General features: G+C 30.4%; 18 protein-coding genes and 1 riboswitch. Of the genes, 5 read left to right on the top strand and 13 right to left on the bottom strand.

The features are described from left to right. The first annotated feature begins 51 nt into the window (after positions 1-51). Positions 52-762 (top strand): energy transducer TonB, encoded by a 711-nt coding sequence (locus MBM09_RS03310; protein ID WP_238675433.1) that lies wholly within the window; start codon positions 52-54, stop codon positions 760-762. On the opposite strand, the gene MBM09_RS03305 is transcribed toward MBM09_RS03310, so the two are convergent. Then, the gene (locus MBM09_RS03305) at positions 746-1,363 is read right to left on the bottom strand and encodes a thioredoxin family protein (protein WP_238675432.1); all 618 of its coding nucleotides are present in this window, start codon (positions 1,361-1,363) and stop codon (positions 746-748) included. The genes MBM09_RS03310 and MBM09_RS03305 overlap by 17 nt on opposite strands. 144 nt (positions 1,364-1,507) lie before the next feature. On the opposite strand from MBM09_RS03305, the gene MBM09_RS03300 reads away from it, so the two are divergent. After that, positions 1,508-2,071, top strand: coding sequence for a DNA-3-methyladenine glycosylase I (locus tag MBM09_RS03300; protein ID WP_238675431.1), 564 nt, complete (start codon positions 1,508-1,510; stop codon positions 2,069-2,071). Here the strand turns inward: MBM09_RS03300 and MBM09_RS03295 are convergent, their stop codons facing one another. The 5 genes from MBM09_RS03295 to MBM09_RS03275 all read right to left on the bottom strand — a co-directional run bounded on the left by MBM09_RS03295 (position 2,072) and on the right by MBM09_RS03275 (position 5,595). Further along, entirely contained in the window at positions 2,072-2,617 is a 546-nt protein-coding gene (locus MBM09_RS03295; RefSeq protein WP_238675430.1) for a cupin domain-containing protein, read from the bottom strand. A gap of 84 nt (positions 2,618-2,701) precedes the next feature. Then, entirely contained in the window at positions 2,702-3,505 is an 804-nt protein-coding gene (locus MBM09_RS03290) for an AraC family transcriptional regulator (protein WP_238675429.1), read from the bottom strand. Positions 3,506-3,594: 89 nt separating this feature from the next. After that, positions 3,595-4,221: a leucyl/phenylalanyl-tRNA--protein transferase gene (gene aat / locus MBM09_RS03285; RefSeq protein WP_238675428.1), complete on the bottom strand. Its 627-nt coding sequence runs from the start codon at positions 4,219-4,221 to the stop codon at positions 3,595-3,597. 89 nt (positions 4,222-4,310) lie between these two features. Next, a complete protein-coding gene (locus MBM09_RS03280) occupies positions 4,311-4,688 on the bottom strand; it encodes a DUF3127 domain-containing protein (protein WP_238675427.1) in 378 nt (125 codons plus the stop codon). Between the two features lie 37 nt (positions 4,689-4,725). After that, entirely contained in the window at positions 4,726-5,595 is an 870-nt protein-coding gene (locus MBM09_RS03275) for a flavin reductase family protein (RefSeq protein WP_238675426.1), read from the bottom strand. Between the two features lie 122 nt (positions 5,596-5,717). Here MBM09_RS03275 and MBM09_RS03270 point away from each other — a divergent pair, with 122 nt between their 5' ends. Both MBM09_RS03270 and MBM09_RS03265 read left to right on the top strand, forming a co-directional pair. Beyond that, a complete protein-coding gene (locus MBM09_RS03270) occupies positions 5,718-6,875 on the top strand; it encodes a HAMP domain-containing sensor histidine kinase (RefSeq protein ID WP_238675425.1) in 1,158 nt (385 codons plus the stop codon). A 2-nt stretch (positions 6,876-6,877) separates the two neighbouring features. Beyond that, positions 6,878-7,228 carry a hypothetical protein gene (locus MBM09_RS03265; RefSeq protein WP_238675424.1) on the top strand — a complete coding sequence of 117 codons (351 nt, stop codon included), beginning with the start codon at positions 6,878-6,880 and terminating at the stop codon, positions 7,226-7,228. Here MBM09_RS03265 and MBM09_RS03260 read toward each other — a convergent pair. Both MBM09_RS03260 and greA read right to left on the bottom strand, forming a co-directional pair. Further along, complete coding sequence (locus tag MBM09_RS03260; protein ID WP_238675423.1) at positions 7,223-7,612, bottom strand: HIT family protein; 390 nt, start codon at positions 7,610-7,612, stop codon at positions 7,223-7,225. The two genes, MBM09_RS03265 and MBM09_RS03260, sit on opposite strands and share 6 nt — an antisense overlap. 87 nt (positions 7,613-7,699) lie before the next feature. Next, positions 7,700-8,173, bottom strand: coding sequence for a transcription elongation factor GreA (gene greA / locus MBM09_RS03255; protein WP_238675422.1), 474 nt, complete (start codon positions 8,171-8,173; stop codon positions 7,700-7,702). 235 nt (positions 8,174-8,408) lie between these two features. On the opposite strand from greA, the gene MBM09_RS03250 reads away from it, so the two are divergent. Further along, positions 8,409-8,840 carry a hypothetical protein gene (locus MBM09_RS03250; protein ID WP_238675421.1) on the top strand — a complete coding sequence of 144 codons (432 nt, stop codon included), beginning with the start codon at positions 8,409-8,411 and terminating at the stop codon, positions 8,838-8,840. A gap of 47 nt (positions 8,841-8,887) precedes the next feature. On the opposite strand, the gene MBM09_RS03245 is transcribed toward MBM09_RS03250, so the two are convergent. The 5 genes from MBM09_RS03245 to MBM09_RS03225 all read right to left on the bottom strand — a co-directional run bounded on the left by MBM09_RS03245 (position 8,888) and on the right by MBM09_RS03225 (position 14,568). After that, a complete protein-coding gene (locus MBM09_RS03245) occupies positions 8,888-10,981 on the bottom strand; it encodes a TonB-dependent receptor (protein WP_238675420.1) in 2,094 nt (697 codons plus the stop codon). 77 nt (positions 10,982-11,058) lie between these two features. Then, positions 11,059-11,150: riboswitch (TPP riboswitch) on the bottom strand. A gap of 54 nt (positions 11,151-11,204) precedes the next feature. Continuing rightward, the gene (gene arfB, locus MBM09_RS03240; RefSeq protein ID WP_238675419.1) at positions 11,205-11,615 is read right to left on the bottom strand and encodes an alternative ribosome rescue aminoacyl-tRNA hydrolase ArfB; all 411 of its coding nucleotides are present in this window, start codon (positions 11,613-11,615) and stop codon (positions 11,205-11,207) included. 1 nt (position 11,616) lies between these two features. Further along, positions 11,617-13,731, bottom strand: coding sequence for a DUF4301 family protein (locus MBM09_RS03235; protein WP_238675418.1), 2,115 nt, complete (start codon positions 13,729-13,731; stop codon positions 11,617-11,619). Continuing rightward, positions 13,692-14,324: a nicotinamide riboside transporter PnuC gene (gene pnuC, locus MBM09_RS03230; protein ID WP_238675417.1), complete on the bottom strand. Its 633-nt coding sequence runs from the start codon at positions 14,322-14,324 to the stop codon at positions 13,692-13,694. Before pnuC ends, MBM09_RS03235 begins: the two co-directional genes overlap by 40 nt. Next, a complete protein-coding gene (locus MBM09_RS03225) occupies positions 14,308-14,568 on the bottom strand; it encodes a thiamine-binding protein (protein WP_238675416.1) in 261 nt (86 codons plus the stop codon). Before MBM09_RS03225 ends, pnuC begins: the two co-directional genes overlap by 17 nt. Between the last annotated feature and the right edge of the window lie 58 nt (positions 14,569-14,626).

Here is a 14,626-nt window from a genome sequence, read left to right as displayed (position 1 = left end):
ATTCCTTAATTTTACGTATATTTCGTAAACCCAAACGTATAATTTTAAGATTTGAACCTAACAAATCAACATAAAGCCCTACTTATTACCTTCTTCCTTTCGGGAACAATAATCCTATCTATTTTTAATTTAAGCCTTAAAAAAGAAAGTGAATTTATTTCAGAAAGTTATTATGAAATTGAACCAGAAAAAGAGCTTACAGAAGAAGACATTAAAGTGCTTGAAGCTTTAGAAAAATTAAACAATGCTAAAGCAGAAACTAATAACGCCTTTAACGAAACAGAAAAACACTTTGCTCAAGCCTATAAAACTATTGCCCCTCCAGAAGATTACGTGCCAAAAACAAGTACAATTTCAGATGGACCAAATTCTGCAAACAGAAGCTATGAAGATACTGAGGACTCTAAATTAAAAGATGAAGAATTATCTAAATTCAGTAAAGTAAATGATTTATTGAAAAAACAACGCTCTAGCGGAAATAACTCTAAAAGCACCATTAGTTTTTCTTTAAAAAACAGGACAAAAGTTTACATTCCTATTCCTGTATATCTTTGTGAAATAGACGGCAAAATTGTAGTTAATATAACCGTTGATTCTGGCGGTAGTGTTACTGATACATACGTAAATACCGCATCTACATCTGAAAACGAATGCTTAATTGAACATGCTATAGAATACGCTAAACAATCTCAATTTAGTGCAGATGTAAAGAAAGAAAGTCAATTAGGTACTATTACTTTTTATTTTATTGGTAAACAGTAGGCTCCAATTGAGATAGAATTTCAGTTACATCTTCAATTATATTTTTCGCTTTGTTACCATTATACCAATGCTGCAAATCTTCTTTAAATTCTGGTGTTAGCGCTCCGTATTGTGCTTTAAATCTATTTACATAATGAGTAGCTTCACTTGGTCTAGGACCGTAAGTGCTTAATACTTCGCCAGATTTATCATCAATCATAATCAACTTAGGAATTGCTCGGGCTCCATGAGTTAAAAATTCATCCATTAAATTTAAATTCTCATCTCGAAGCACAATCTTCATCTTTATATGATTATTCAATTCGGCTATTTTATTTAATGCAGGTAATACATGAGCTGCATCACCACACCAACTCTCAGCAATTACCAACCAAGTAATATCTTTTTCAAACTCCTTAATTTTTTGTTGAGAATCATCAGATAATTTAATGGTTTTATCCCAACGTTTCATTCGCCTATCATTTACCTTAGTATAATCCACCAAGGCTTCGGTTTTCTCTAATCCTGTGGTCGATTTATTTTCAGCTAATTCTCTAACTAAATCTCTATAAGCATTATAACTTATGCCTTTTTTTAAACTGGATTCTATTATGGCGTTCATCCTAAATTCTTTTTAAATGATGAAACAAAATTAGCTCCTTGTTTCTCTAATAATAATGACTTTTGTCATATTTCGTTATATTAACTTACAACTTTAGACATTAGACTTATAAATTATTATTTTAGAACCCTAAAAAATTTCCAGATGAAAAAACATAAATGCGGTTGGTGTGTTGGTGATGATTTATATGAAAATTATCATGATAATGAATGGGGTGTACCAGTTTATGATGACGATACACTTTTTGAATTTTTAATTTTAGAAACTTTTCAAGCTGGTTTAAGTTGGATTACTATTTTACGAAAACGCGAAAATTTTAGAAAAGCTTTTGACAGTTTTAACTACAAAAAAATAGCAACCTATAAACAAGCTAAAATTGATTCATTATTACAAGATGCTGGTATTATAAGAAATAAATTAAAGGTAAATGCCACTGTTACAAATGCTCAAGCTTTTATAAAAGTTCAAGAAGAATTTGGAAGCTTCAGTAAATACATTTGGGGTTTTACTAATGGTAAACCTATAAAAAACACGCTTGAAAACTATAAACATGCACCAGCAAACACACCTTTAAGTGATGCCATTAGCAAAGATTTAAAAAAACGTGGATTTAAATTTGTTGGTTCTACAGTGGTTTACGCCCACATGCAAGCTACAGGTATGGTAAACGACCATGAAGTTGGATGTTTTAGGTATAAAGAGGTTTAATTAAACGAAACTGATTCCGTGTTTACCACAAATTTCAGAAACTATTTTAAAATCTGGAGGACCAGCAGGAAGTTCAGATAATTCTTTAAACATAATTTCTATTCCTGCAGGAAATGCAGAGGTTATCATTTTTGCTTTTTCAGTTCCTACAACCTTCCATGAGTGTGGTATGTTTTTTGGCGCAAAGGCAACATCACCTTCATTTAAAACTGTTGTATTACCACCAACCATAATTTCAACTTTTCCTTTAATTACTCTAAAAATCTCGTCTTCTTTAGTGTGAATATGTGGAGGTATACCAACACCAGGATCTACATTATCTACCCACTCAACTATTTGATTATTTGTTTCACTTCCCACAAGCTTATGAGTTTGAATGTCTCCAATTACATTTAAAACATCGCCTTCTGAATCTTTAATGATTTTTGGTTCAATATTCGAAGTAGATGCATTTACTATCACTGAAGTTTGAGCTTTAATTACTCCTGGAAGTAAAGCCAAACCTAATCCTATACCTGAAGTTTTTAAAAATTTTTTTCTGTCCATTGATTTATGTTTTCCGCAATTTATGTTGATACTTAACATCAAACAATGTGAAAAACTCGGTAAAAGCTTAGAATTTAAAACAAATTACACTTTTCGTAGTGCTGAGGGTTTATAACCTGTATGAGTTTTAAAAAAATAACTGAAATAATCTGGTGTAGAGAAACCTAATTCAAAACTGATTTCTTTTATACTCTTACTTGAAAATTTTAATCGGTGTCGGGACCTCATCAGTAACTGTTCAACGATAATGTTTTTTGAAGATGTAGACAGAACTTCATTAACACATTCATTTAAATATTTTGGGGTAATATTTAAAAGTTTTGCATAATGAGAGACATTATGATACTCAATAACATGTTTGTCTACCAACTTTTTAAAATTATAAACAATATTTGTTCTTGAATTATTATTTGATGCAATAGATTTTATGTTGCACTGTCCATCGCAATACACAAAAAAAGTATTTAGTAATGATAAAATTGCCTCTTCTTTATGATTAAGATGCGAACCTAAAAGTTCATCAATCATTTCTAATATAGCTTGTGTTCTTTTTTCTATTCCTGGACTTAATTTAAATAAAGGTGTTTCTCCAGAGTTAAATAATCGCACTTTATTTATGTGAAGATTACTTAAAATAGGGTTATTTAAAACTTCTTGTGTTAAGTACAAAATATAACCTGAAGATGTTTTAGCATTTTTTTTAAAAATTTTCCAATTGAACTTTGGATCAATAAAAAATATGGAGTTGGAAACATTTTTATATGTAGTACCATTTATTTTAATCCTGTTAACTTTAGCTTTTATCCAGCAAACAGCATAAGTATCGGAATCAGGCTTTTTTGTAGTTTCCTTTATAATTTGAGATATACTAACAGATTGATTTTTCATTGAAATTAATACTAATTCAATATTAAAACCCTAACAATTAATGCGTTGGTTATATAACGAATTTATTGTTTTTGTATTAATAAATCAAATTATTTCAAGTAATTCAAAAATAGATCTCTAGGAATTTCCTCGGCTCCTAAACTTTCAAGATGGTTAGTATATACTTGACAATCTATAAGTTTATAATTAGTATTCTGTATAAAGGTTATAAATCCTACTTTACTTGCGTTACTTTCTTTAGTAAACATACTTTCTCCACAAAACACGCCATTGCCCAAATCAACACCATAAAGTCCGGCTACCAATTTGCTGTCTTTCCAGACTTCAACAGATTTTACATAGCCTAATTTATGAAGTTTTACATAAGCTTCAATCATATTTTTGGTAATCCAAGTTCCTGCTTGCCCTTGTCTTTTCGCTTTTGAACATTCTGTAATTATTGCTCTAAAATCTTTATTTATAGTAACAGTGTAATCCTTATTTCTTAAAAATTGTTTCATGCTTTTTGAAACTTTCAGTTTCTCAGGAAATAGTACAAAACGCGGATCTGGAGACCACCATAAAATAGGTTCTTCATTATCAAACCACGGAAAAATACCAGATTTATAGGCAAGTAACAACCGCTCTACAGATAAATCGCCACCAATAGCTAATAACCCATCGGTAGTGGCTTCATTCACATTAGGAAACCATAATTTATCTGTTAAGTAATGCATAATATAAAAGTAAAAAACCTTTCAATAACATATACTGAAAGGTTTTATAGTACCCTTCGATTGCGCTCAGGGTAATATCATTTTTTTATTTAAAAAGGTAAATCGTCGTGATCATCTTCATTTAAATCTCCTGCTGGTTCAAAAGCATCTGCTGGTGGCACAGGTGGTAAATTTTCTCCACTTGCTTCACTTTGTAGTGCTTCAATTCTCCAACCTTGAATAGAGTTAAAATATTTAGTTTCACCTTGAGGGTTAACCCACTCTCTACCTCTTAGATTGATATTAATCTTTACTTGTTGCCCTACTTGATAGTTATTAAGCAAATCTGTTTTATCTTGAACAAATTCCACCATAATGTGTTGAGGATATTGCTCTTCTGTAGTTACAACAATTTCTCTTTTTCTAAACCCATTACTTCCAAAAGTTTGAGTTTCTCCTACCATTTTTATTCTTCCTTGAACTTCCATTTAATCTATATTTATTCTTTATTAATCTCTTATTTATTTACGATAATAATATTTTCCAAGCGCTTTCAACATCTCCAAAACTTAAATAATTACGTGCTAATTTATGCTTTTCTCTATGTGTTGCTGTTTTAATATTAGGGTAACGCTTACTTAAATCTTCAACAAAACTTGCAACACTTTTTGTGGTTGGCAGTTTTTCAATATTGGCCAGCATACCTAAATCGTTTCCTGTTAAAACCATGCTATTTTTTATATAGTCGGGAAAACTATCTACACCTATTCCTAAACTAGTTAATGGTTTAGGTATTTCAAAAAAACCTTTTCTAGCACGACTGTAATAACTAGCTCCTGCTCTAGCAACCAAATCTAATTTTTTTTGATTTATTGAGCCATCTTCATCTATAACGTCATCATCAATATGAAATTTTACAATTTCACAAATAACTAAATTTCCAGCGCCTCCTTCTGTTCCTAACTTAATAATATCGTTTACTTTACATTCAAATTGTACTGGCGCTTCTGCAACTCTAAACGGTTTTACAATATCTGATTTTAGCATCGTTAATCCCGATTTTTCAAACTCATTTACACCTTCAGGATATTCTGTACTACTTAACGACATTTGATGAACCATATCATAACTCACCACGTTAATCACTACTTCTTTTGTTGCTTCAACATTCTGTAATGTATGCTTAACCGTATTATCCCTAACACGTCTTGCTGGTGAAAAAATTAAAATTGGCGGATTAGCGCTAAACAAATTAAAAAAGCTATATGGCGACAAATTTGGGTTTCCTTCTGCATCAACTGTACTAGCAAAAGCTATTGGTCTAGGTGCAACAGCACTCAACAAATAACTATGTAATTTACTGGTTGATAATGTTTTTGGATCTATTGACGGCATTAAACTTTTTAATTTCAACAAATGTAACTATTCTCTCTTTCAACTAAAAATCGATTTACTAACAACTTGCGCAATAATATTAACAGATTTGCATTATATTACAAATCAAATTTTTATTGTTAATGATTTTTACAAAACATAGCAATGCATTTCGTTGGATTATTATAATAGCTTCTTTTGCTATAGTGTTGCTTATTTTATGGAAAACTTACGAGTTTTTTCAGCATTTTAAGGAAGAGGAACGCACCAAAATGGAAAATTGGTCGTTTGCTCAGACTGATTTATTAAAAACTGATAACCTTAATGTTGATTTAGGAAACTTACCATTAAAAGTAATTACAAGTAACACAACCACTCCAATGATTCTTATTAATAATAACGGAGAACTTGATAGTTATAATAATATTGATGAAACCAAGGTTAGCGATTCTACTTATATAAAAAAACTAATTATAAAATTTGAAAAAGAAAATACGCCCATACAAGTAAAACTTGATGGTAAAATTGTAAACACCATTTACTACGGAAATTCACCATTATTAAACAAATTAAAGTACTATCCGTTAGCATTGTTTCTTATTATTTTCCTATTTGGTGCAGTTATTTATTTCTTTTACCGAAGTAATAAAAATGCAACCCAAAACAAGTTGTGGTCTGGTATGGCAAAGGAAACTGCACATCAAATTGGCACACCATTATCTTCTCTTATTGGATGGACAGAAATACTAAAAAGTGAAAATCTAAATCCAGATTATATCACCGAAATTGAAAAAGACATTGATAGACTGCAAACTATTACTGAACGTTTTAGTAAAATTGGGTCCGTTCCAACTTTAGAAACTGTAGATATTATTGAAGAAACCTTAAATTCATATGATTATTTAAAAGCACGTTCTTCAAAACTTATTGACTTTGAAATTAAAACCCCCGAAGGCGAAATTCCTGTAAACTTAAACAAACAACTCTACAGCTGGACTATAGAAAATTTAGTAAAAAATGCCATTGATGCTATGAAAGGCAGAGGCAAATTAACTATTGAAATTTCTCAACTAGAAAACAATGTAAAAGTTAGTGTTACTGATACTGGTAAAGGAATAGCTAAAAAAGATTTTAATAAAATTTTTGAACCTGGTTTTACAACAAAAAAACGTGGTTGGGGATTAGGATTATCTCTGACAAAACGTATTATTGAAGATTTTCATGATGGCAAAATAAAAGTTGCACAATCTGAAAAAGGTAAAGGTAGTACCATACAAATAAGTTTAAAACGAGCTAATTAATTATGCCTGAAAAATTAGTGAATATAAAAGAGGTTACTTTAAAAAATAACTGTCCAGAATGTTACAGTAAAGAAGGGTTGCACTTAACTTTTAAGCAAAAAATAACAGAAAATAAGTTTTTCAAATCTATTACTTCTGATATTACAAACGAATTGTTCTGTAAAATGTGTAATTCTGTTATCTATCCTGTACAATGGACAGATGATATTGACCGTGTAGTTGATTATCAAAAAAAAGCGTTTGCGCCTAAAAAGCCTTCAACGTATTTAAAAAAACTATCTTGGATTGTTATTATAACTATTGCTGTTGTAATTGCTGCAGTAATATTTGCAGTACTTTATTCAAATTTATAAATGTGCTTTAATAGCATTTGCTATTTCCTGAAGCTCTTCTGATGATAATTTTTCTTTTTGAATAAAACGTGCATCTTCCATAGTATGTAATGGAATTAAATGTACATGTGTATGTGGCACTTCTAAGCCTATTACCGTTAAACCAACTCGCTTACATGGTATGGCTTTTTCTATAGCTAAAGCTACTTTTCTAGAGAAAGCCATTAACCCATTGTATGTGGCTTCATCTAAATCAAAAATCTTATCAACTTCTTTTTTAGGAACACATAAAGTATGCCCTTTTGCGTTTGGATTTATATCTAAGAAAGCAAAAAAATCATCGGTTTCGGCGATTTTATAACAAGGAATATCGCCATTAATTATTTTAGTGAAAATTGAAGCCATAGTTTGAGAGTTAGAGTACTCTGTAAATATAAAAGATTCCTAATTAAATTAATTAGGAATCTTTTTAAAATGTTATTTCGATTTAAATTATCTGGAAATTTCGATGATATCGAATTTCATAACTCCATTAGGCACTTGTATTTCAGCAACATCACCAACAGATTTACCTAATAAACCTTTACCAATTGGAGAATTAACCGATATTTTACCCGAAGCTAAATCTGCTTCACCATCGGCCACCAAAGTATAAACCATTTCCATACCATTGGTTTGGTTTTTTATCTTCACTTTAGATAATACTAATACTTTAGAATTATCTAATTGAGATTCATCAATTACGCGTGCTCCTGCCAAAGCATCTTCAAGCTTAGAAATTCGCATTTCTAACATACCTTGTGCTTCTTTTGCAGCATCATATTCGGCATTTTCACTTAAGTCGCCTTTATCTCTAGCTTCAGCAATAGCTTTAGAAGCTTTTACGCGCTCTACATCTTTTAATTGTTTAAGCTCGTCTCTTAATTTTTTTAATCCTTCAGGTGTATAGTATGATACTTTACTCATAACTTCATCGTTTTACTTAATAAAAGATGCTGACACAAAGTTCAGCAACAAAAAAATCCCGCATATACGAGATTGTAATACAAAAGTACAAAATTTTTAATTACAATGTTATAAATGCTTTAATAAAGTACTTTACCTCAGCCTTTAAAATAAAACATAAGTGCCAGAGGAAATACACAAAATATTAAACTCAATTTACTTTTTATTGTAAATTGCCACTAATTTTAAAAGTGCTATGAAATACATTTTCAGTTTTTTCTGTTTTATTTTTCTATATTCTTGTAGTAGCAACTCTGTAGATAATAGAAACTGTAATTTTTTATTAGATATTGGTGTTAATCTAAATATAGACCTTAGTTTACCTCAATATAGTCAGTTAACTTTTGCTGGAAACTCTGTTTATATAGCCAATGCTGGAAATGCTGGGGTTATTGTAGCAAGTACCGGAGCAGATTTTCTTGCATGGGATGCCAGTGATCCAAACCACATACCTAGTTCTTGTTCTGCTTTAGTGCCTAATGGATTGTTTGGAACTTGCGGTTGTGATGATGGAAATACATATAATTTAGTAACTGGCACATTAGAAGAAAACAATGATGGTTTAAGATGTACTTTAAGAAATTATCGTGTTGAAAAGAATGGTAATACGCTTTTAATTTATAATTAAAAAAGCCTCAACAAATGCTGAGGCTTAAACATATCCTTTATTAATTTCTAAAACTTTAAATTAACCCCCAATAAAAAGTTTGTGGTAGCTTGCGGATAATAATAAACGTATCCCCCTCCATAATCAATGGCATTAGAAACATATTCTTTATCAAAGATATTATTTACCAAACCTGATAGAATAATTGATTTAAATAATTTATTTGGTTTAATTTCATAATTAACATTTAAATCATTAATGAAATAGCTTTCTAAAACACCTCGGTCATCTTCAATATTATTTAAATATTGTTCTCCTACATATTTACTTAGAAGTGATACTTGTAAGTTTTCTACAGGAAAAATATTAAGAGAATTACCAACAACTAAATTTGGAGAATAAGCAATGTTCGTATTGCCTAAGTTTGTTACTCCAGTATCTGTAGAAGAATTAAAATCTCTATTCTTATTACTACTGATTGCAACATTGGTAGATGTACTAAATACTTTATTAAACTGAATATTTGCATCGACCTCTAAACCCAACCTGTAACTTTTACCACTAGTTGCTCTTATTGGGCTTCCAACATCATCTACCTCACCCGTTAACACCAATTGATTTTGATAAAACATGTAATACAGATTAGTGTTTACATTTAATTTGTTCTTGTTAAATCTCCAACCTAACTCTATATCGTTGAGCGTTTCATTTTCGGTTACACCAGCTTCAAAATCATCACGATTTGGCTCTCTGTTTGCTCTGGCATAAGATGCATAAAAGCTATTATTTACACTTGGTTTATAGGTTAAACCTAATTTAGGGTTAAAAAAACTAAAATCTGTATTAGTTACAAATTCTTGCCTATCTGAATTTAAGCCATTGGTTTTATAACTTACAAAACGCCCTTGTAAATCAACAAATCCTGTAACATTTTCAGCTAGTTTAAATGTGGATTTGGAGAATACACTAAAATCATTTTTAGTAGCATCGCCTTCATAATATCTGTCTCTAATATTGGTGTTTGATACTAAGTTGCTTCCCCAAATTACTTCTCCAAAATGATCTCCCGTATAACTACTCATTGAAAGTCCTGAAATAATTTCGAATGTATTTTTCTTATAAGTTACGTTGGCGTTAAGCACATAAAAATTATTATCTAACCATCGGCGTACAATAACATCAGAATCGTCTTCAATTAAATTAGCAAAATCTCCAGCAGATTCTCCTGGTTTATATTGCTCAAAATATCCTTTTCCTTTGGTGTAATTTAACCCCAAATTAGTTGACCAGTTATTGTTAAATCTTTCATTCCAGTGTAATTGGTAATGATCTTGCCAATAATTATCAGTCTCATTCTCGTATGTATACGGATTTTGACGACGGTTTTCCTGCAATTCATCAGCAGTTAAACCATACCAAGCTTGATATGTGTACTCTTTATTTCCAAACGTTAAGGCTTTAATCAAGGTATTTTCATCTTTATAAACACCTTGTAAGAAATATGATTTTAAATCTGTAAATGCTCTGTCTACATAACCATCTGAATCAATTTTAGAAAAGCGACCAGAAACTTCGAAATGGTCATCAATTAACCCTGTGCTTAATTTTACTGTATGTTTTCTGGTATTGTAGCTTCCTAAACTGTTTGAAATTTCCGCGTAAGCGTTATCTGAAAACACATCGGTTAACACATTTAAACTGGCTCCAAAAGCACCAGAACCATTAGTAGATGTGCCTACACCGCGTTGCAATTGCAAGCTCTCTGTAGATGATGCAAAATCGCCTAAATTAACCCAAAATGTCCCCTGACTTTCTGAATCGTTATAAGGAATACCGTTAATAGTTACATTTACACGTGTAGCATCTGTACCTCTCACACGAATACCTGTATAACCAATACCTGCACCTGCATCACTAGTGGTTACAACCGATGGTAAATAATTTAGTAAAATAGGAATATCCTGACCTAAATTACGTTTTTGCAATTGCTCTTTTGAAACGTTGGAGTGTGTAATTGGAGAATCTGCATTTACACGAACTGCTTTTACTAAAACTTCGTCTAGTTTTTCGGTTTTAGTTGAATCTTGTTGTACTTGATTTTGTTGTGCATTCGCACTGACTGATAACACTAAAAGTGTTAAAAAAAGAAAAATGTTTTTCATTACGATTATGTTTATAATCGAATAAAAAGAGGTAATTATTCTTTAAATTAATATTAAATGGTTTTTGAAAAGCACGACACTTTTCATTTTCAAATCCCTAAACAGCATTACCTGTTCTAGGTTCATTGGGTATGATCTCAGCCGATAATAGGCACCCCTTTTTTGAGAACGATGCAAATGTAATTATCAATTGTCAATTATCAATTATCAATTGCAATTTTTTTTAATCAATATCTGGCTTTTTTCTATTTGCCTTTTTTTCAGACAACTTACGTTTGTGTTTTAAACGCTTTCTTATAACTGATTTTGGGATTTTAGTTGGAATCCTTTTTTTAGGAATAATTAACGATGTCTTTATTAATTCAATAAATCGTTTAATAACAAGCTCTTTATTTTTATGTTGACTTCTACTTTCGTCGCATTGCAAAATTAAAACGCCATCATTAGTAAGCCTGTTTTTTAATTTATTTAAAATACGTTGTTTTTGTAAATCTGTTAAAGCTTCAGATGCATCTAAATTAAAAGACAATTCTACTTTTGAAGATACTTTATTTACATGTTGCCCACCACTACCTGAGCTTCTTATAGCTTTAAAGTTTAATTCTTGAATTAATGCTTCTGTGTTTAATTTCACACTATACTTGATGAACGGGTTTAAGCAAGTCGTTAACTGTTTTTACAGGATTAAAAGTAGACAAAGGCACTTCAACAAAAATAGTATTCCAAAAAGCCATACTACCATTCCATAATCCTGGAAGCTCTAAGGCTTGAATATCTATACCATTTTGAGTTTTCATGGTTATAAATGCCGCTTCAGGATCTACGTATTTCATTAAATCAAACTTTTCGCCTTTATAGTTTTTAATACCACAAACTAAATCGGTTGGGTTAAAATGAGTAGCATTTTTAACTATATCTGCTTGAGTTTTATTTTTTATATCAATTTGTGCAAATTCAACAATTTGTAATGAAGTGTTTCCGTTTTTATCCTTGACCCAAAATGGTCCGCCACCAGGTTCTCCTTCATTTTTAACCATGCCACAAACTCGAATTGGTCTATTTAATTTATTCTTTAAATATTCAATTTTTTCTTTATGTGAGTAATCGTCAAAAGCATCGTTAATTACCACATTCATTTTACTTGAAATATAGCCCGCAATTTCTATAAGTTTTTCTTCTTCAATAGTATTGCTATCTAGATTATGCAAGTAAGAAAATGCTTTTTCTTGAGCTTCTATAAGTACTCCAGCTATCATTTTTTTATACTCTGAAAGCTTTTTGTTAAGATCTAAAACCACAATGTTGTCTACATTTTTTATAAAAACAATATCGTTATTTAAATCATTAAGGTTTTCTAATAAAGCACCATGACCAGCTGGTCTGAACAAAATAGAACCGTCTTCATTTCTAAAAATTTCATTATTTACATTTAAAGCCAGTGTTTCGGTAGCTTCTTTTTGATAAGAATAAGAAACATTGAAAGTTGTATTAGTTTCTTTTTCCAAATGATTTTTAACTCTGTTTAATTCAGCATCAAAATAACTATGATGTTTTTCTGAAATGGTAAAATGAAGATTTGCTTTTCCGTTTGATGAAGCATACATAGTTGACTCTATTAAATGTTCTTCAAAAGGCGTTTTTGTACCAGATGAATACTTATGAAAAGACAACAGACCTTTTGGTAGAAAATTATAATTTAAGCCATCTTCACTCAGAATAGTTTTTACAATTTCTAAATAAACTTCATTTTTACTTAGACTATCAAAATTAGGATTAATATCTTTTGCTTTTAAAAGAATCTCTTCATAAAACGGAAGCTTTTCTAGACCAGAAATAAAAGTTTTTATTAAACTATCATTTTGTCTTTCAGCATAACTTTCAATAGTATCTTTCTCAGGATTGAAATTATTTAAAAACTGAAATAAAAATTTAAACATTCTAGTAGCCGCACCAGATGCTGGCACAAATTTCACTAGGTTTAAGTTGTTTTGTTTCTCATCAAAACTTTTAATAAAATCTTTTGACTCTTCTTCACTATAACTTTCTATACCATTACCAATAGTTGCAGCCGATATTAAATTAGAATAAGACATGCCGTTTCTAATTCGAGATACTTGGGCTTTAACTTGTTCTAACGTTATACCTTTATTTGTTATTTGTTGAATATCTTTTTCTGTGAACATTGTTTTTTCTTTTAATAGTTTATCAATGTGCTTAACAGCTGTTTCTAAACGTGTTTTTTTATCGCCTTTTAGCAAAACATAAGGACGATTGTTAACAACCAAAGCTTTCTCGAAAGCTTTAAACATTTCTTCTCTATGTTCTGGTTTATCACGCAAATCATCAGCTTCCCAGGGAGTATCAATATATGTTAAAAAATATAAATCATATGTGTTTTTTAAAGCATAATTCTCTAAAATTGGATCACAAGTTCCTAAGTAATATGTTTCGGAATATACTTTGGTTTCTAATAAATCAGTATCACAAATTAAAACAGTATCCGTTTTTTTTGCCAACTTATTTTCAAGTTTCATTTGTCCTTTTGCAATAGGTAACAAATCTTTTGGTTCGCAGGTTTTACGTTCGTTATTCCATTTATTTTGAAGATACTCGCGAGCATATTCTGGTACCCAAACCGAATTATAATAACGCGCTAATTGATTTGATAACGTTGTTTTTCCAGTAGATTCGGGGCCAAATAAAACTACTTTTATACAGTTACTTGGTTGTTGTTTAAGTTTTTCTTCCATGCTAAATACCCAAAAATGGCTATAAATGTAAATCCTAAATATTGGAAACTAGTAAAGGTAAATCCTTTATAAAAATATAATGGAACAGATATAATATCTCCAATAATCCAGAAAATCCAATTTTCTATTTTTCGTCTTGCCATTAGCCACATACCAACAAAAAATATTGCTGTTGTTATAGTATCTACATAAGCAACCCAACTTGTCCATTTATCAAAGGCTCTGTAAACTAAATAAACAAATAATAGAGTAGCTAAAAATATGGCTATACTTATCTTTTTTTCGTTAAACGTTGTTTTAGAAATTGGTGTAACGTGTGTAGCGTCAACTTTTCTCGTCCAAATGTACCAACCGTAAACACTCATAATAAAATAATAGGCGTTTATCATCATGTCTCCTAGCAACTCCCATTTAAGTAACAAGTAGACAAAAATAATAGTACTTATCATTCCTGTTGGAAATACTAAAACCTTATTTTGTTTTGAATACCAAACAGATAAAAACCCAAAAATTACAGCAACTATTTCAAGAATAATATCTGTAGTTTCATAATCTGAATATTGACCAAAGAAAAAATCAAAAATGGGGTTCATAGTCGTGTCTATCAGATTTTACAATTTTCATATAAAGTAAGCCTCTTTCTATAAGCTCAAAAGCTTCTTTTATTTCTGAAGTTAGCAATTGCATGACTTCATCATAATCGCCATAAACCTGAGTGCTTAATGGGTTTTCAAGCACTTTTAAATTTGAAGCTCTTAACTTTTTTATAAAATGAATAATTGCTGACTCGTAATCATCATGTAAAGGTGTTAAAGTTAATTCTACTGATATTTTCATTTTCTGTTTTTTTATTATTTAGTTTTTGAGAGGCAGAAACAACCTTTCTACTGTGCTC

The sequence above is a fragment of the Flaviramulus sp. BrNp1-15 genome (genome assembly GCF_022259695.1).
In the GTDB taxonomy this organism is placed as follows: domain Bacteria; phylum Bacteroidota; class Bacteroidia; order Flavobacteriales; family Flavobacteriaceae; genus BrNp1-15.
Note: the sequence above shows the minus strand (reverse complement) of the source record. Positions and strands in the feature narration are given on the sequence as shown.

Bases quoted from the DNA above. Each gene is read 5' to 3' on its own strand.
- MBM09_RS03265 (WP_238675424.1), top strand. From the start codon at position 6,878: ATGCCTGAAAAATTAGTGAATATAAAAGAGGTTACTTTAAAAAATAAC.
- MBM09_RS03235 (WP_238675418.1), bottom strand. From the start codon at position 13,731: ATGGAAGAAAAACTTAAACAACAACCAAGTAACTGTATAAAAGTAGTT.
- MBM09_RS03290 (WP_238675429.1), bottom strand. From the start codon at position 3,505: ATGAAAAATCAATCTGTTAGTATATCTCAAATTATAAAGGAAACTACA.
- aat (WP_238675428.1), bottom strand. From the start codon at position 4,221: ATGCATTACTTAACAGATAAATTATGGTTTCCTAATGTGAATGAAGCC.
- MBM09_RS03305 (WP_238675432.1), bottom strand. From the start codon at position 1,363: ATGAACGCCATAATAGAATCCAGTTTAAAAAAAGGCATAAGTTATAAT.
- MBM09_RS03270 (WP_238675425.1), top strand. From the start codon at position 5,718: ATGATTTTTACAAAACATAGCAATGCATTTCGTTGGATTATTATAATA.
- MBM09_RS03260 (WP_238675423.1), bottom strand. From the start codon at position 7,612: ATGGCTTCAATTTTCACTAAAATAATTAATGGCGATATTCCTTGTTAT.
- greA (WP_238675422.1), bottom strand. From the start codon at position 8,173: ATGAGTAAAGTATCATACTATACACCTGAAGGATTAAAAAAATTAAGA.
- MBM09_RS03295 (WP_238675430.1), bottom strand. From the start codon at position 2,617: ATGGACAGAAAAAAATTTTTAAAAACTTCAGGTATAGGATTAGGTTTG.
- MBM09_RS03275 (WP_238675426.1), bottom strand. From the start codon at position 5,595: ATGCCGTCAATAGATCCAAAAACATTATCAACCAGTAAATTACATAGT.
- MBM09_RS03300 (WP_238675431.1), top strand. From the start codon at position 1,508: ATGAAAAAACATAAATGCGGTTGGTGTGTTGGTGATGATTTATATGAA.
- pnuC (WP_238675417.1), bottom strand. From the start codon at position 14,324: ATGAACCCCATTTTTGATTTTTTCTTTGGTCAATATTCAGATTATGAA.
- MBM09_RS03280 (WP_238675427.1), bottom strand. From the start codon at position 4,688: ATGGAAGTTCAAGGAAGAATAAAAATGGTAGGAGAAACTCAAACTTTT.
- MBM09_RS03250 (WP_238675421.1), top strand. From the start codon at position 8,409: ATGAAATACATTTTCAGTTTTTTCTGTTTTATTTTTCTATATTCTTGT.
- MBM09_RS03225 (WP_238675416.1), bottom strand. From the start codon at position 14,568: ATGAAAATATCAGTAGAATTAACTTTAACACCTTTACATGATGATTAC.
- MBM09_RS03245 (WP_238675420.1), bottom strand. From the start codon at position 10,981: ATGAAAAACATTTTTCTTTTTTTAACACTTTTAGTGTTATCAGTCAGT.